This is a genomic window from Klebsiella sp. R390, from assembly GCF_051131745.1.
Lineage (GTDB): Bacteria > Pseudomonadota > Gammaproteobacteria > Enterobacterales > Enterobacteriaceae > Klebsiella.
Genome location: NZ_CP180445.1, coordinates 387,869 through 405,145, shown reverse-complemented (window position 1 = coordinate 405,145; position 17,277 = coordinate 387,869). Strand labels below are relative to the sequence as shown.

General features: G+C 53.2%; 13 protein-coding genes and 1 other annotated feature. Of the genes, 11 read left to right on the top strand and 2 right to left on the bottom strand.

The features are described 5' to 3' along the window. Nucleotides 1-14: 14 nt before the first annotated feature. Nucleotides 15-110: a sequence feature (Trp leader region), on the bottom strand. Between the two features lie 159 nt (nt 111-269). The 10 genes from rnm (at nt 270) to ACMYSP_RS01785 (ending at nt 14,629) form a co-directional block, all read left to right on the top strand. Next, nucleotides 270-1,133, top strand: coding sequence for an RNase RNM (rnm, locus tag ACMYSP_RS01830; protein WP_434585239.1), 864 nt, complete (start codon nt 270-272; stop codon nt 1,131-1,133). A gap of 15 nt (nt 1,134-1,148) precedes the next feature. Then, complete coding sequence (locus ACMYSP_RS01825) at nt 1,149-1,769, top strand: L-threonylcarbamoyladenylate synthase (RefSeq protein ID WP_032695873.1); 621 nt, start codon at nt 1,149-1,151, stop codon at nt 1,767-1,769. 553 nt (nt 1,770-2,322) lie between these two features. After that, nucleotides 2,323-3,345: a GGDEF domain-containing protein gene (locus ACMYSP_RS01820; protein WP_434585236.1), complete on the top strand. Its 1,023-nt coding sequence runs from the start codon at nt 2,323-2,325 to the stop codon at nt 3,343-3,345. Nucleotides 3,346-3,442: 97 nt separating this feature from the next. Beyond that, entirely contained in the window at nt 3,443-4,225 is a 783-nt protein-coding gene (locus tag ACMYSP_RS01815) for a PDC sensor domain-containing protein (RefSeq protein ID WP_434585234.1), read from the top strand. Nucleotides 4,226-4,228: 3 nt separating this feature from the next. Beyond that, nucleotides 4,229-5,923 (top strand): EAL domain-containing protein, encoded by a 1,695-nt coding sequence (locus ACMYSP_RS01810; RefSeq protein ID WP_434585232.1) that lies wholly within the window; start codon nt 4,229-4,231, stop codon nt 5,921-5,923. Between the two features lie 26 nt (nt 5,924-5,949). Next, nucleotides 5,950-8,568, top strand: a complete 2,619-nt coding sequence (locus ACMYSP_RS01805; RefSeq protein WP_434585231.1) for an EAL domain-containing protein — start codon at nt 5,950-5,952, stop codon at nt 8,566-8,568. 271 nt (nt 8,569-8,839) lie between these two features. Continuing rightward, nucleotides 8,840-9,721 (top strand): 23S rRNA pseudouridine(2605) synthase RluB, encoded by an 882-nt coding sequence (gene rluB / locus ACMYSP_RS01800; RefSeq protein ID WP_434585229.1) that lies wholly within the window; start codon nt 8,840-8,842, stop codon nt 9,719-9,721. A 179-nt stretch (nt 9,722-9,900) separates the two neighbouring features. Then, entirely contained in the window at nt 9,901-11,262 is a 1,362-nt protein-coding gene (locus tag ACMYSP_RS01795; RefSeq protein WP_434585227.1) for an MFS transporter, read from the top strand. A 16-nt stretch (nt 11,263-11,278) separates the two neighbouring features. Next, on the top strand, nt 11,279-13,630 hold the full coding sequence (locus ACMYSP_RS01790; RefSeq protein ID WP_434585225.1) for a beta-glucosidase: 2,352 nt from the start codon (nt 11,279-11,281) through the stop codon (nt 13,628-13,630). Nucleotides 13,631-13,654: 24 nt separating this feature from the next. Beyond that, nucleotides 13,655-14,629, top strand: coding sequence for an AraC family transcriptional regulator (locus ACMYSP_RS01785; protein WP_434585223.1), 975 nt, complete (start codon nt 13,655-13,657; stop codon nt 14,627-14,629). Here the strand turns inward: ACMYSP_RS01785 and cobO are convergent. Together cobO and ACMYSP_RS01775 are read right to left on the bottom strand one after the other, a co-directional pair. Beyond that, the gene (cobO, locus tag ACMYSP_RS01780) at nt 14,601-15,191 is read right to left on the bottom strand and encodes a cob(I)yrinic acid a,c-diamide adenosyltransferase (protein WP_434585221.1); all 591 of its coding nucleotides are present in this window, start codon (nt 15,189-15,191) and stop codon (nt 14,601-14,603) included. The two genes, ACMYSP_RS01785 and cobO, sit on opposite strands and share 29 nt — an antisense overlap. Next, a complete protein-coding gene (locus tag ACMYSP_RS01775) occupies nt 15,188-15,949 on the bottom strand; it encodes a YciK family oxidoreductase (RefSeq protein WP_434585219.1) in 762 nt (253 codons plus the stop codon). The genes cobO and ACMYSP_RS01775 overlap by 4 nt, the downstream gene beginning before the upstream one ends. A gap of 255 nt (nt 15,950-16,204) precedes the next feature. Between ACMYSP_RS01775 and sohB the strand changes: the two genes are divergently transcribed. Then, on the top strand, nt 16,205-17,251 hold the full coding sequence (sohB, locus tag ACMYSP_RS01770) for a protease SohB (protein WP_434585217.1): 1,047 nt from the start codon (nt 16,205-16,207) through the stop codon (nt 17,249-17,251). Nucleotides 17,252-17,277: the final 26 nt, after the last annotated feature.

Genomic DNA, 17,277 nt, shown 5'->3' with positions numbered 1-17,277 from the left:
ATAATATTTTGTCCAATAAAAAGCCCGCTCATTGGCGGGCCGGGTATCTGTATGCTGAGTGCAAAACGCGATTACGCCGCCCGATATCAGGAGGTGCGCCACCAGCCGTGCAGAGTGATAGAGTGCGTTTTCATCGTGATACCCCTTCATGTGAACTTGCGTACTAGTTAACTAGTCCAGAGGAATAAAGTCAACCCTTGTTTGCAGATTTTCTCCGCGAGTCGGTATGATAATGCGCTAATTTAAGTCTATGTCCAGCAGGAGTCTCTTTGAGCGACAGTCAATACGCAGTGATTTACGATCTGCACAGCCATACCACCGCCTCTGACGGGCGGTTGACTCCAGAAGAACTGGTTCATCGCGCGCACCAGATGCGGGTCGGGACGCTGGCGATAACCGACCACGATACCGTCGCGGCGATCCCCGTGGCCCAGGCCGAGATTATCCGTGCCGGCCTGCCGCTGACGCTGGTGACCGGCGTCGAGATTTCCACCCTGTGGGAAAACCATGAAATTCACATCGTGGGCCTGAACATTGATATTGCCCATCCGGCGATGACCAGCCTCTTAGAGGAACAGAAAGCTCGCCGTATGCTGCGGGCACAGCTCATCGCCGAACGGCTCGATAAGGCACGGATCCCCGGAGCCTGGGAAGGGGCGCTCGCTCTTGCCGATGGCGGGGTGGTTACCCGCGGGCATTTTGCGCGTTTCCTGGTCGAAGCGGGACACGCCAGTAATATTGCCGATGTTTTCAAAAAATATCTCGCACGCGGGAAAACCGGTTACGTTCCTCCGCAGTGGTGTACAATAAAACAAGCGATTGATGTCATTCATCATTCTGGCGGCAAAGCGGTTATCGCCCATCCCGGGCGTTACGACCTCTCCGCCAAGTGGCTGAAACGGCTGTTGGCCCACTTTAGTGAGCAGGGTGGCGATGCGATGGAGCTGGCACAATGTCAGCAGGCGCCCCATGAACGTACGCAGCTTGCCGCGTACGCCGCACAGTTTGGTCTGCTGGGTTCGCAAGGCTCTGATTTTCATCAGCCTTGCCCGTGGATTGAGCTGGGCCGCAAGCTCTGGCTACCCGCGGGCGTAGAAGGGATCTGGCACAGTTGGGAAACGGCCGCAGAATAAAATTGAGAGGGAAATATGAGCCAGTTTTTTTATATTCATCCGGACAACCCGCAGGCTCGGTTGATTAACCAGGCGGTGGAAATTGTGCGTAAGGGTGGGGTGATTGTCTATCCCACAGATTCCGGTTACGCGCTGGGGTGTAAGATCGAAGATAAAGGCGCCATGGAGCGTATTTGCCGTATTCGTCAGCTGCCAGATGGCCACAATTTCACTCTGATGTGTCGCGATCTGTCTGAGCTGTCGACCTACGCGTTTGTCGATAACGTGGCCTTCCGACTGATTAAAAACAACACGCCGGGCAACTACACGTTTATCCTCAAAGGGACCAAAGAGGTACCGCGCCGTCTGTTGCAGGAAAAACGTAAGACTATCGGGATGCGTGTGCCGTCAAACCCGATAGCCCAGGCGCTGCTGGAGACGCTTGGCGAACCTATGTTGTCGACCTCGCTGATGCTGCCCGGCAGTGAATTCACCGAGTCCGATCCGGAAGAGATCAAAGACCGACTGGAGAAGCTGGTAGATTTGATTATTCATGGAGGCTATCTTGGGCAACAGCCGACGACCGTTATCGATCTGACCGAAGATGCGCCGGTGGTACTGCGTGAAGGCGTGGGCGATGTAAAACCCTTCCAGTAAATATCCTCGCCGGGCGGCATATTTCTGACCGCCCGGTATTCTGTCCCCACCATTGTTTATTTTAAGATAACTTTTTCATTGCGGCTGTTTTTTAACCTCGTTACTATCATTGCGCTTACGATGTCTGCTGAAGACAGCGCTTTAATAGAATCTTAATATTATGTATAAGCTGACAATTTATCCTTCTGATGGTTTTAAGAAGGATAACCCCCTGTTGAATACCGTTGCCCTTTTTAGTTTGACGGTGGCGCTGTATGCCGTTGGGCAATTTATTGGCCATCACGGTACGACGCTATTCTGGCCAATGAATGCAGTGCTGGCAGGACTATTCATTCGTCACCGGCCTCTGCGCCAGCCCTACTATTATACAATTTTTGTCCTTGCGGTTTTATTCGCTGGTTTGGTGCTTGATCACTATAATCTGATCGGCATTCTGATGAACATGTCTGATATTGCTTTCGTAGCGATATTAAGCTGGCTTATATTAAAAGAACGCCAGCCCGCTGAACCTCATTTAAAAATAACTATATTTCGGCTGTACAGTTATTGCTTATTGACCGGAATACTATGCGCCATTCCGGGCAGCTATTTTTACGCGCTGCTGCATCAGAGTGATTTCTGGCAAATCTATCCGGCCTGGTTGAGTGAAGAGTTTACTACCAGCGTGCTGGTATTGCCGGTCATCTTAATTCGTCGGGCGGAATGCACGCCGCGACGCATAACGCTGAGCCGGCCGTTACCGTTGGTCCTGCTGGTGTTGTCGCTGACGGTCTCGATCACCACCGGTACCCCGGAAAGTATGGGGACGCTGTCGATGATTCTGCCGGCATTAATCTGGTGCGCGATTGTTTACTCGCTACCGACGACCTGTGTCCTGACCTTGCTGGCCGGCGTTGTTGAAGTGCTGATGGTAAACCAAAAGGTCAGCGGGCTGCATCTGATGGGGCAAATCCCGCCGATCATTTCGGCGCGATTAGGTATCGCAGCCATTGCGCTTAGCCCGCTGATTGTGGCGGTCAGCGTTGAGGCGATAAATGCCCTCGTCAAACAGCTCTCGCATCAGGTCAGGTATGACTATTTGACCCGGGTCTATTCACGATTTGGCCTCTATGAACGGTTAAAAGAGTTGGATGGTAATGGCCATACTACCGCGCTCAACGTGTTGATTCTTGATATCGACCATTTCAAGCATATCAACGATACCTGGGGGCATGACTGCGGCGATCGCGTACTGACTGCCTTTGCGGGTCGAGTGAAGAGCGTCGTCGGTAAGCTCGGTATTGTCGCCCGTCTGGGAGGAGAAGAGTTTGCGGTCATTATGGCCGGCAAGCCCGGTGACGCGGGTTTACAGCTGGCGGAAGAGATCCGTCAGGCTGTTGAGGAGATGGAAGTCGAATGGGACAGTAAAAAGCTTTCGCTGACTGTCAGTATTGGACTGAGCTATGGAACAGCGATGCGGCAGAATATTGTCGATATCTTTGACAAGCTGCTATCAGAAGCAGATGGCTATTTATACCAATCGAAAAAAACGGGGCGCAATCGTACCAGTGCACCGTCTGCATTGGGAATTCGCTAGCCGATAGCTTCATTCTGATTGCCCTTGATGCGTCATTGTGGGGTGATATTTATTAAACGATTTCACCCACATGGGTATGATTAACGTAACGTGTCCTATGACCAAATCCGCTTATAAAACGTATCCGTTCACTTTATTAAAAAGTGTACTTCTGGTTTCTCTGATCTTATTGGTTATCATTATCGTCTGCCTGACGGGATTATTTAATTATCAGTCTCATCAGGTGGAAGAGGTGGTCAGTAAGCAATTGCTGCTGAGTAATAGCCAACTGGTGCAACACAAACTAGAAGATTTCTTCGAGCGCCCGCTGCAGGTTAGTAATCTGCTGCAGCAATATATTCAGGGTAGTGACGACAATATCCCTGAGCAGCAACTGGTGCCAGAGTTAGTCTATTTAACCGCTCATGCCCTGAATTCTACTCCGGCGTTCAAAAGCCTTTCCTGGGCTGAAACGAACGGCCGCTACTATTCCGTGGTGCGAAACGATCATAGCAATCAAATTTATTTACAACGCACGCTGGTCAATGAACCGCAACGGCTGGTGAGCTATAGCGGCATCACCAAAGATTCGACCATTGTCAAAGTTGACGAACATTTCGACCTTACCAGGCAGCCGTGGTTTGTGAAGGCGCGACAAAAAAATCAACCTTTCTGGAGTATCGAGCGTCTCTCAGGGAGCCCGACCATCATTTATCATCAGCCTGTTTTCAATAAGCAGGGGATGTTTCGCGGGCTGATCTCCAGTGGGACGATGCCTGCCGATATGAAAGGATATCTGCAAAGTATTCTTCCGGGCACCCGCTCAGCGCTGCTGATCGCTGATGAAGGCAACAATATCGTCGCCTCTTCAGGCGTCACTGCGGCGCTGCAACAAAGCTAGGCGGTGATTCACGAGATCCTGAAGACCAGTCGTCCACAGAATGTCACTTCCTTTGAGATTGATGGCCGTGAGTATCTGGCCACCGTCTTTGATGTCCAGGATCGCGATCGTGCATTGAAGTGGAAGGCGTTAATGATCGCGCCCTATAAGCAGGAGAATTCCGCGATGAACCAGCAGCGGCTGATGATGACTTTCAGCAATATGCTGTTCATCTTTGCGCTGATGGTCATTCTGGCGCTGATAATTTCTCACTTCACCGGCACGCTGAAAGAGGTGGCGGATAAAGTGCGTCCTGGCCTGATGCCGTGGACCAAACAACCGAAACGGCTGTTCCCGGAAATCGCCAATCTGGATGAGGCGCTGGATACCGTTTCGCAGACCCTGCCTGGGGCCTTCGAAAACAAGCGTAAGAAGTTAGAAGAAGATCCGGAAACCGGGTTTTTGAACCGCAACGGCCTGCTGCTGACCGAGTCGCTGTATGACAACCGCAACCTGCTAGCGATGGTGCATGTCAGTAACTATAACTCGGTGAAGAACGTGCTGGGCAATGAGCTGGCGCGCCAGTTTATTCGCCAGTTTGCCCTGCGCATCCGCGAGATCCTACCAGAAGGGGCGCTGTGCTGCCGCGATCGTGAAGATCTGTTTATCATCGCTTTTGCCGGCACCTATGAGAGCAAAGACGTGGCCTACTATAGCTCATTGCTCTCCTCCATTTTCCGCCTGGCGACAACCGAAGCATCTGGTGATGCGCATATTTTCACCGGCCACATCGGGATGGTTCAGGACACGCTGTCGCAGGAGAACATCAGTGAATGCCTGATGAACGTTAGTATTGCCTTGCAACATGCTCAACTCCAACGCAGCGGAGCCAGCGAACTGTTCACCTCACAAATGCGTGAAGAAGAAGTGAACAACCTTCGTCTGCACCAGGCGCTGTGCGATGACCTGCAAAGCGAAGGTTTCCACCTGGTATTACAGCCTATCGTCTCGTTTGAAGAAGGTAGCCACTGCAAGGAGGGCGAATGCCTGATCCGCTGGCAGTCTAACGTGCTGGGGTTTGTACCGCCGGATAAATTTATTGGTCTGGCCGAGCATACCGGCATGATTGTGCCGCTTGGCAAGTGGATCGTGGAAACCGCCTGTCGCGAGCTGGCGGCATTTATCGCCAATGGCGCCCCGCAAGACTTTAAACTGCATGTGAATATTTCTGCGGTGCAGCTACAACAGTCTGATTTCTCGACCCATTTGCTGGCTGCCATCCAGCGCTATGAACTGATGAACAGCAATATTTGTATCGAAATTACGGAGAGCGTCCTGCTGCATGACACCCACCGGGTGGTGAAAATCCTCGCCTATTTGCGCCGTCTGGGCGTGTCGGTGGCTATTGATGATTTTGGCTCAGGTTATTCCAGTCTCTCTTACCTGCACTCATTGCCGTTTGACTGCCTGAAAATCGATCGCGGGTTCGTGAAAAATGTGCTCGACGACAAGAAGAGTGAGGCGGTGATCGCATCCGTGCTGATGCTGGCGCAAAGCTTCGAGGTTCCTCTGGTTGCTGAAGGGGTTGAAACCGCCGAAATGGCGGCCAAGCTCAAAGCGATGGGATGTGACCTCGCCCAGGGCTATTACTATTCCCGACCGAAAGCCTTCGATCAATTCGCACCGGAAAACGGCATTTTGTTTGTCGAGCCGGACTAACGGCTGGACCTTCGGGGAGACTCGCTATGCAAATTCTCAAGAAACAGTTTTCGATCAAGAGCTATCCGTTGTCGCTGGCGCATATGATCCCGTTAACGCTGCTCGCCATGGTTATCGCAGTCCTACTGATCGTTTATACGTTTCTCTACTTCCAGGGGTCTGCTTTCATTGACGAAGTCAGTCAGAGCATTCTCAGCGCCAGGCGAATCGCGATCGAAGAGGCTATCCATAACTATATAGATGTGCCGATCCAGTCGAATGCGATTATTGTCCATGCCATTGGTCGCGAAGAAGACGATACCATTAAGGTACGTCATCTGGTCAACGATATTGCCAATACTCTCAACAACGTGTTTATCAACAAGCAGTACCTGAGCACCATTGAGTTCGGCGGAGTAAATGGTGACCTGGTTCAGGTGGCACATGATAAATTGCATTCGGATAATGACTATCTCTCGCTAAAGGATGCGCAAACGCAACATCAGCTGACGGTTTACAACCACCTCAGCGTGAACGCCAGCGTCGATAAAATTATCGCCAATGCGGATGTTTTGCAGAGCGCGTGGTTTAAGCCTGTCGCACAGAGCCAAAATGCTGGCTGGACAGCCCCTTTCCAGAACGATGAGCATCGGCAGGAGATTGCGGTCGCGTTCAGTTCCCCTGCGTTTAACCGTCAAGGGAAGTTTGTCGGCGTGGTCGCCAGCGAACTGCATCTGGAAGAACTCAATCAGCATCTGGAAAAGCTCAAACCATTTCCGGGCAGCGTTTTATTGATCGTCAACGAGCACCATCAATTAATCGCATCCTCCCTCCCGGCGCTGGCTCACGGCATGTTAAAAAGGCAAGGGCAGTCCACGCTGACGTTGCAAAAACTGGATTCTCTCGACAACCCGGTTATCGTCGCGGCGAATGACGCGATAAAACAGGCACAGCAACCGGGCCTGCAAGCAATAACGGTGAAGGGCAAAGATTATTACGTCGATGCTTTTCCGGTGCGGGACCGAGAGTCATTACTGCAATGGCAAGGGATCATCATCAGCCCGGCGAAGACCATTACCCACACGGTGGTGAAGTATTCGATGATGACGATGGCGGTCCTGTGTCTGGTCCTGATTACGGGTCTGCTGGTGGTGTTCTGGGTGTTGAAACGGGTCGCAAAGCCGCTGCAGGATATTGTCCGTAAGGCCGACCAGCTGGCGACACATCGCTGGACGCCGCCGGATAATAAGCGTCATTTCCCGGAGATTGTGTCCCTGGAAACCACCTTTATGGCGCTGTCGTACAAACTCGCGGAAAGCTTCGAAAGCCAGCGGCGGAAAATTGAAGAGGATGAAAGCACGGGGCTGTTTACCCGGGCGGGTCTGCTGCAACAAGATGCGCTCTACAGTCGCCGTAATCTGCTGGGGCTGGTGAGTATCAGCAACATGAACACCATTATTAACTCGTTAGGGGCCGAGTACGGCAATACCTTTATCAATGAGTTTATCCGCCGTCTGCAGACATTGCTGCCGACGGACACGCTACTTGCCCGCGATAAAGACGATAAGATCATTATTGTTTTCCCGGGGATAAATCAGCAAAAGGATTACCAACGCTACCGCGACATTTTGTCGTCACTGTTTATCAGCGAAGAGCTGGAACACTATCCGTCAGATAAAAAGTATGTCTATACCGGCAATGTCGGGATGGTGTTCACTGAGATCACGACGCTGAACGTGACTCAGGTGCTGCAGGAAGCGTGGATTACGTTGAAGCAGGCGCAAAAACAGGGCAATGGTGTGGTGGCGCTGTTCTCCAGCGACATGCGCGATCATGAACTGTTCAATATCCGCCTGCATGAGCACCTGAGCGATGCGATTCATCGCCAGGAGTTTCATCTGGTCCTGCAGCCAATAATCGATCAGGGTGATGAAGAACACTGCCGTGAAGGGGAGTGTCTGATCCGCTGGCATTCCGAGGTGTTAGGGGATGTTCCTCCCGACCGCTTTATTCCTCTGGCTGAAGAGACCGGGCTTATCATTCCGTTGGGTAAATGGATCATTGAGGAAGCATGCCGTGAGCTGGCGGCGATGATTGCCCGCGGTGCACCTGAAGATTTCGTTATCTATATTAATGTCTCGGCGATCCAAATTCTGCAGCAGGATTTTGCCTGGCACTTAATGGATTCTATTCGTCGCAATGGACTGTCAAATGCCAACGTCTGTATCGAGATAACCGAACGCGTGCTGGCCAATAACGTTGAACGTATTGGTAAGATGTTGAGCTACCTGCGTCGCCACGGCATATCCGTCTCGCTTGATGACTTTGGCGCCAATTTCTCCAGTCTGTCCTATTTGCATGCGCTGCCGTTTGACAGCATTAAAATCGACCAGCAGTTTATCAGTGATTATCTGGATGATGAGAAAGCGCAATCGGTGATTAACTCCCTGATCGTGCTGGCTCGCGGGTTTAAAGTGCCGCTGATTGCCGAAGGGATAGAAGATGAGGGCGTGAAGCAGCAGTTGCAAAAGCTGGGCTGCCAGAAGGCTCAGGGATACTATTTCCACCACCCGGCAGCCTTTTCCAGCTTCCGCTGTGAAACGGGGGCTTTCTATTACCAGGATGATTGCCCTGCGGAAGGCGAAAAAGAGGGTGAGCCGGCGTGAAATTGTGCGTAACAGAGAGGAGAAAGGCGGCAATCTGGCGCATAATCGATAAAGCCTGTACGGCGCTACAGCAGGCGAATGCAATGCAAAGAAGCATTCATTTTTTAGTTAGTGTAGAATAGCCGCCCACGTAGACGGGCGGGCCCGGCTTCTGTTGAAGATAACGCCCCCCTTTGATGTAAAAGCATCTACAAAACAATTGGTTATATATATCCGGTTGTTTTATAAAGTATACCAGACGCCTGGGAAGGCGACACCTTAAGGAAGCTCAATGAGCGAGAAACTACAGAAAGTGCTGGCCCGCGCCGGCCACGGCTCCCGCCGTGAGATTGAATCTAAAATCGAAGCTGGCCGTGTCAGCGTCGATGGTAAAATCGCCACCCTCGGCGATCGCGTTGAAGTTGTACCGGGTTTAAAAATTCGTATTGATGGTCATTTGATCTCGGTGAAAGAGTCTGCTGAGCAGATTTGCCGCGTCCTGGCGTACTACAAACCGGAAGGCGAACTCTGTACCCGTAACGATCCGGAAGGTCGCCCGACGGTGTTCGACCGTTTGCCGAAACTGCGCGGCGCGCGCTGGATTGCGGTGGGTCGTCTGGACGTCAACACCTGTGGTCTGCTGCTGTTTACCACCGATGGTGAACTGGCAAACCGACTGATGCACCCAAGCCGTGAAGTCGAACGTGAATACGCTGTGCGTGTGTTTGGTCAGGTCGATGATGACAAACTGCGTCAACTGTCTCGCGGCGTACAGCTGGAAGATGGCCCGGCGGCCTTTAAAACTATCAAGTTTGCCGGCGGGGAAGGGATCAACCAGTGGTATAACGTGACGCTGACCGAAGGGCGTAACCGTGAAGTCCGTCGCCTGTGGGAAGCCGTAGGTGTCCAGGTCAGCCGCCTGATCCGCGTGCGCTACGGCGATATTCCGCTGCCAAAAGGCCTGCCTCGTGGCGGCTATACCGAACTGGATCTGGCGCAGACCAACTACCTGCGTGAACTGGTTGAACTGCCTGCCGAAACCACGTCTAAAGTCGCGGTTGAGAAAGATCGCCGTCGCATGAAGGCCAATCAGATTCGTCGTGCGGTGAAACGCCACACTCAGGTCGGAAATAGCAGTAACCGCCGTTCTGGCGGCAGCCGTAACAACGGCTAATCTGATGCTGTCCGGCGGGCTCCCGCCGGACGCTGTTCCCACGCTTCTCCCTCATGTGACGCCTTTCACACTTCTGCATAAAGACAAAAAACAGGAAATGCCCGGACAAATAACGCAAAGTACCCTTGCTGCTAACGCCATATACTGTCGATACTGATTACAATAACAGGTAGCCAAAAATGGATACAGCAGGAAAATTATCGGCAAGCTATGTGGTTATCGGCGTGAAAGAGAAAATAGGTTACGGTTTCGGTGACTTTGCGTCCAATTTATCATTCGGGTTTGTTTCTCTTTTTTTACTGTTCTTTTATACCAATATTTATGGCATCAGCGCCGTACAGGCTAGCCTGATATTTGTCATTGCGCGGGTAGTTGATGCTATCTTTAATATTATTATCGGTTTTGCTATTGATAAAACTCACAGCAAATACGGGAAGTTACGCCCCTGGTTGTTATATGGGGCAGTGCCATTAGGATTTTTAACCGTATTGTGCTTTGTGCCGTTTGGCGGTGAGGCGAAGTTTTATTTTGCCTTGCTCTCTTATACCATCTACTGCCTGGCTTATACCGCAGTGAATACGCCATATTCGGCGTTAACTAATCGTCTGACGCAGCACGAAGCTTCCCGGTCATCGTTGTCGGTATATCGATTTGTGCTGGCGATTGTGGGCTATTTAATCGTTTCAACCACCGCCGACATGCTGATCTCGCCGTTTACGGATAAGCAGTCAGGCTATGTTTTTGCCGTCTCATGCTTTGCGCTGCTGGCGACGTTTCTGTTCCTTGCCTGCTTTGGGATGACCAAAGAGCGAGTGGGCGAAGAAGAGGAGGCCCCGGCACCAACGCTGCGAGAAATGCTGCGGGCGGTGATGGGGAATGCGCCGCTGCTTAATCTGTCGCTGTTTACGGTCTTCTTCTATATCGCCTACACCGTGTGGATGGCAATTGCGATCTACTTTATTAAATACATTATTGGCAGTGAAGGTTATACCGCAACATTTTTCCTGATTCAGTCTGCTGCATATATTGTCGGGACCGTTATTTCAGAAAAGGCGATCGCCCTGATGGGCAAAAAGAGAATGGCGCTGGTGGCGCTGCTGATTGGTATCCTGGGGGTGCTGATGCAGTATTTTGTGGCGGGGAATAATCTATGGCTCATTATGACCGGCGTGTGTCTTTATAGTATTACTCTGGGGATGGGGTTTGTTGCCATGTGGTCAATGATTGCCGATACGGTGGAGTATGCCGAATGGCATCACGGCGTGCGTACGGAAGGTGCAATTTATGGCTTCTTTAATTTTATCACCAAAATTGCGATGGCGATTGGTGGCGGCTGTGCGGGCTGGATGTTGGATTACTATCATTATGATGCGGCTAATATTACGGCCAGCGCAATTAACGGGATTAATATTTTGATGACGTTATTCCCAGGGGCCATGTTCACGATTAGCGCAATATTTGTGGCCTGTTATTCGCTGGATGAAAAAACCTATCGTGAGATTGTTCAGAAAATTAGCCTGCGTAAACAGAATGCGCTTTAGCCTCAGGGAGTCAGAGATGAATACTGAATTTAATACTTTAATTGCCGCGATGAGCGCAGAAGAGAAAGTGGCGTTGTTGACCGGAAACGGTCTGTGGCGAACGGCCTCGCTAGCGCAACATGGGATCAGCGATATCGTGATGACCGATGGCACCTACGGAGTGCGCTACAGCAGTGCGCAAATCGATGGCCACGAAAAGTGGAGCATGGACGACTTCATCTCGGTTATCACCCAGACGGCCGACCGGGCTGCGGTGGAAGAGCCGGTGGCGAAAGGTGGCAGTGAAGCCCTGTTCAGCGCCTCGCTGCCGGCAACCTGCTTTCCCAACGGTTCCAGCCTCGCCTGTAGCTGGGATGTGGAGTTGGTATTCCAGATGGGTCAGGCGCTGGGGCGCGAATGTCAGCAGATGGGGGTTGGCATTCTGTTGGGGCCTGGGATCAATATCCGTCGTACGCCGCTGGCCGGACGGGGTTATGAATATTACGCCGAGGACCCGGTGGTCAGCGGGGACATTGCCGCCGCGTTAATTAACGGGTTGCAGCAGGAGGGGGTAGGCGCCAGTCTGAAACATTTTGCGGCGAATAATTCAGAATACCGCCGCACGGAGATGGACTCGATCATCGATGAGCGGGCGCTGCGTGAAATCTATCTTGCCGGTTTCCAGCGGGCGATCGCTAAATCTCAGCCGTGGACCGTGATGTCATCCTACAACCGGCTTAATGGTGTTCAGACCTCGCAGGACCCCTTTTTACTCACTCAGGTTCTGCGTGAGGAGTGGGGCTACGACGGGCTGGTGATGTCCGACTGGTATGGCATCAAGGACCGTCCGGCTTCGTTGCTGGCGGGAAACGATCTGGCCATGCCGGAAACCCGTCGCGACAAGCAGACGCTGCTGGCAGCAATTAACGCCGGCGAGGTGCCGATGGCGGTGGTCGATCGCGCCTGTCAGCGGATGCTGGCGCTGCTGGATAAAGTTCAGCGCCACCGTCGCCCGCAGACTCAGGCTGATTTCCCGGGGCACCACGTGCTGGCGCAGCAGTTGGCGGCTGAATCTATCGTGCTGCTGAAAAACGAGGATAACCTGCTGCCGCTGCGGGCGGATCATACGCCACGGATTGCGGTGCTTGGTAAGCCAGCGCAGGAGCCGGTGATTCAAGGTTCTGGCTGTGCGACCACGGTTCCCTGGCTGCTGGATCGCCCGCTCGACGAAATTTTTGACCTTGCTGGGGATGATTTCAGTGTCTCCTGGGCCGTTGGCGCGCCGGACGATCTGCGCAGCGATCCGCAGGCGCTGGCTGAAGCCCGGGACGTAGCTCAGGCGGCGGACGTGGCCATTATCTTTGTCAGCACCGCCGTTGGTGAAGATGGGGAGAATGGCGATCGTCATGATCTGAATATTCTGGCGGTACATGAGCAACTGATTCGGGAAGTTGCAGCCGTTCAGCCTAATGTGGTGGTCGTACTGGCCAACAGCGATGCGGTGGTGATGCCCTGGCTTACGGATTGTAAAGCCCTTCTGGAGACCTTCTTTGCCGGGCAGGGCATGGGGCGGGCGGTAGCGGAGATTCTGTTCGGTAAGCGCAACCCGTGCGGCAAATTGACCGTGACGGTACCGAATACCCTTGAAGAGACTCCAGCCTGGCTTCACTATCCGGGGGAAAACCTGCGTCATCATTATGGCGAAGGGCTGTTTGTCGGCTACCGTTACTATGATAAACGCCGCCTGGCGCCGCAATTCCCGTTCGGTTTTGGCCTGAGCTATACCCGTTTTGTCTATCGTGATCTCCAGCTTTCCGCGCCGCGCGTGGGCGCCGACGAGACGCTGACCGTCTCATTCACACTCACTAATGCTGGCGATTACGCAGGGAAAGAAGTCGTTCAACTGTACGTCAGCGCGCCGGCCGGAGAGCTTATCCGCGAAGTCCGGGCGCTTAAAGCGTTTAGCAAAGTGTCGCTGGCCGCAGGCGAAACCCGCCACGTAAGCCTGCAACTGCCCATTGCGGAGCTGGCCTGTTATCATCCAGGGCTGGCCGACTGGGTTATTACGCCGGGATGCTGGCAGATTTGGGTGGGGAGTTCGTCCCGCGATCTGGCGCTGCAGGCTGAGGTCGAGGTAGATTGCCCGCCGCGCTACGTCCCGCTACGTGACGATAACTCGCTGCAGCAGTTGATTCAGCAGCCGGAAGCGCTCGAACGGGTTGTGGCCCTGATTGCCCGTAAAAGCCAACTGCCGTCGGCGCAAATCCGCGAACGGTTGATCCAACTGGCTCCCGATCTGTTCTGTGGGTTACTGATCGCGTTGACCGAGTTTTTAGCACTGGATATCGACCGCGACGAGCTCAATGATGTACTTGCCGGGCGTGAATAATCGTCCCGTCACAGGAGATGATGCGTGTTTCCATTTTCCGTTACTCATCCACGCCCGGCGACAGAGGCCGGGCGGCATATGGTAAACAGCGGCTATGAGCTGATTGCTTTTGATGCCGATAAGCTAAATGTCTTTGCCGCCGAAGTGCGCTATTGCGAACCCCACTGGCACCCGGCGCCAGAGTTAATCACCGTTCTGAGCGGGCGGTTTTCGATCGTCGTTGGCCAGCAGAACGTGGAATTGGTACAGGGAGACATGGTGTATATCAATGCCGAGGCGGTACATTCACTGTGTGCCGAAGAGCAGGGCAGTTCGTTGGTGACCGTCCAGTTCTCTCCCGGCCTGTTTGATGAACTGCACACCGCGCCGGAACTCCATTGGTGTACCCAGGGGCGTAGTAAAACCGTTGCGGACCAGCAGGTGTACCGGCGGCTCAGCGAACTGTTAGCACAGCTGATTGATAACCAGACCCCGTTCCAACGTATTGCGATGACTTACCTGCTGCTCGATGCGCTGGTACAGGCGGGAGAGCCGGCCCCGCACGTGGAAAGCTCATTGCGTGAAGAGGCGATGATCAAAAAAGGCATCGATTTTATTAACCAGCACTTCGATCAGCCGCTGACGCTGAGCGAGGTGGCAAACCATAGCGGTATGAGCTATTCGTGGTTTTCGCGGCTGTTCAAGAAGGTCAGCCGGCATAATTTTAAGGAGTATCTCACGCTGGTTCGGCTGAATAAGGCCAGAACGCTGCTGCGTGATACCCGTACGCCAATCACCGACATCAGCCACAGCTGCGGCTTTCAGGAACACAAATACCTGATTGCCGCCTTTAATAAATACTGTGGCCTGACGCCGACGGAATACCGCAAGCGTTTTGTCTCAAGGCAAAACAGGATGGAAAGCGCACTGGCATTGGGTGAGGACTGCCTGTGTTTACCGCTTAATCAGGTGCTGCTTGAGCGTCTGGCGCTTAGTAATCAATTCCCATCTGCGCTTTGATACCGGCATCGAAGGCGTGCTTTACCGGCCGCAGTTCGCTGACGGTATCGGCCAGCTCGATGATTTCACGATGACAGCCGCGCCCGGTGATAATCACCGTTTGCTGGGCTGGGCGGCTGCGCAGGGCAGACAGCACCTCTTCTAGCGGCAGATAATCGTAGGCCACCATGTAGGTCAGTTCATCAAGCAGAACCATGTCCAGCGTCGGGTCAGCCAGCATCCGTCGCGCGTGCTCCCAGACGGCGAGGCAGGCGGCGGTGTCGCTTTCACGATCCTGAGTATTCCAGGTAAAACCGGTCGCCATCACCTGAAATTCGACACCGTGGGGCTCCAGCAGGTTTCGCTCGCCATTAGGCCAGGTACCCTTAATAAACTGGATGACGCCGGCTTTTTTGCCATGCCCGATGGCCCGGGTGACGGTGCCAAAACCGGCGGTGGTTTTCCCTTTGCCATTACCGGTGAACACGATAACAATACCGCGTTCTTCCTGTGCTGCCGCCACCCGGGCGTCGACTTTATCTTTTACCCGCTGCTGGCGTTCACGGTAGCGTTCATCACTCATTGTGCAATTCCTGGTTTACGCCCGGGCTGGGCATCGAAGGTCATTCCCGTCTTACGACGGCTGTCATCGCCCATTAGCCATAAATAGACCGGCATGATATCGGCGGGAGTTTTCAGCTTTTGCGGATCTTCCGTCGGGAAGGCATTGGCGCGCATTTTGGTGCGCGTGCCACCTGGATTGATACAGTTTACCCGTAGGTGACGGCTCTGATACTCCTCGGCCAGCACCTGCATCATCCCTTCTGTCGCAAACTTGGAGGCTGCATAAGCGCCCCAGTTGGCGCGTCCCTGACGGCCAACGCTGGAGGAGGTGAAGACCAATGATCCCGATTCGGACTTCAGTAATAAAGGAAGCAGGGCCTGAGTCAGCATAAAGGTGCCGTTGACGTTGACCTGCATCACCTGCTGCCAGATTTCCGGTTTTTGCTGGTCCATCGGACATACGTCGCCCAGCAGGCCTGCGTTATGCAGTACGCCATCGAGACGCGGGTAGTGGACGCTTATCTGTTGCGCCAGTTGCTGACATGCCTGAGGGGTACAGGTGAGCAGATCCAGCGTAAACCACGGCGCGGGGATCCCACCGGCCTGTTGAATCTCGTGAGAGACGCTTTTCAGCTTCTCTTCGTTACGCCCGACGAGGATAACGCTGGCGTTGTAGCGCGCGTAGGTCAGCGCGGCTTCACGACCGATCCCATCGCTGGCGCCGGTAACCAGAATGATGCGATCTTTTAATAAATGACTCTGCGGCTGATAGTGCACGGCGACTCCTTGAGCAATCTACAGACGATCGCACGGTGTATTCGGTATCTCACTTTTGCGTTTTATGCCTGAAACAGGCGGCTATTGCAATCGGCGAAGGGGGAAACACGTATCGAAATGAATATCTTGCAACGTTTTCATCGTCGGCGAAAAAAAGAGGAAGGGGCGTCGTACCGCACACAAAGCTCAGAGACTTCCTGAATGCGGCTGATGTACACTGTGCTTCAACGTCAGTGGTTTACACAAGGTGAAAACGTGGAATTACTTGCTCAATATGGCCTGTTTTTGGCCAAAATCGTGACAGTGGTTGTCGCGATTGCGGCTATTGCCGCAATTATCGTTAACCAGGCTGTACGCAAGAAACAGCGCGGCGAGCTGCGGGTGACAAATCTTAGCGAGCAATACAAGGATATGCGGGAAGAGCTGGCGGTAGCGCTGCTGGATGGACCGCAGCAAAAGCTCTGGCATAAAGCGCAAAAGAAAAAGCTCAAGCAGGAGGCAAAAGGGGCCAAAGCGCGGGCGAAGCTTGGGTCCACGGAGCCAGACAGCAAACCGCGTGCCTGGGTGCTGGATTTTAAAGGCAGTATGGATGCACACGAAGTCGGTAGCCTGCGCGAAGAGATCACTGCAGTGCTGGCGGCGATAAAACCTCGCGACCAGGTTATTCTGCGTCTGGAAAGCCCCGGCGGTGTCGTCCACGGTTATGGCCTGGCTGCCTCGCAGCTGCAGCGTTTGCGTGACAAACAAATTCCGCTCACCGTAACGGTCGATAAAGTCGCGGCCAGCGGTGGCTATATGATGGCCTGTGTGGCGAACAAAATTGTTGCTGCTCCTTTTGCCATCCTTGGCTCGATCGGTGTTGTGGCACAGATCCCTAACCTCCACCGTTTCCTGAAGAGCAAAGAGATCGATATTGAACTGCATACCGCCGGGCAGTACAAACGGACCTTAACGTTGCTGGGGGAGAACACCGACGAAGGCCGGCGCAAATTCCGCGAAGACCTGAACGAGACCCATCAGCTGTTCAAAGATTTTGTCCATGAAATGCGGCCAACGCTGGATATTGAACAAGTGGCAACCGGTGAACACTGGTATGGCGTGCAGGCGCTGGAGAAGGGGCTGGTTGACGCGGTGAAAACCAGCGACGAGCTGCTTCTGGGCCTGATTGACAATCATGAAGTGATTGGCGTGCGTTACCAGCAGCGTAAAAAAATGCTCGACCGTTTTACCGGTAGCGCTGCGGAAAGCGCCGACCGGTTGCTGCTACGCTGGTGGCAGCGGGGACAAAAACCGTTGATGTAACCGGCTTATCAAAGAACAACGCGAGG

Coding starts and splice junctions, on each gene's coding strand:
- ACMYSP_RS01825 (WP_032695873.1), top strand. CDS start 1,149: ATGAGCCAGTTTTTTTATATTCATCCGGACAACCCGCAGGCTCGGTTG.
- ACMYSP_RS01815 (WP_434585234.1), top strand. CDS start 3,443: ATGACCAAATCCGCTTATAAAACGTATCCGTTCACTTTATTAAAAAGT.
- ACMYSP_RS01805 (WP_434585231.1), top strand. CDS start 5,950: ATGCAAATTCTCAAGAAACAGTTTTCGATCAAGAGCTATCCGTTGTCG.
- rluB (WP_434585229.1), top strand. CDS start 8,840: ATGAGCGAGAAACTACAGAAAGTGCTGGCCCGCGCCGGCCACGGCTCC.
- ACMYSP_RS01795 (WP_434585227.1), top strand. CDS start 9,901: ATGGATACAGCAGGAAAATTATCGGCAAGCTATGTGGTTATCGGCGTG.
- ACMYSP_RS01790 (WP_434585225.1), top strand. CDS start 11,279: ATGAATACTGAATTTAATACTTTAATTGCCGCGATGAGCGCAGAAGAG.
- cobO (WP_434585221.1), bottom strand. CDS start 15,191: ATGAGTGATGAACGCTACCGTGAACGCCAGCAGCGGGTAAAAGATAAA.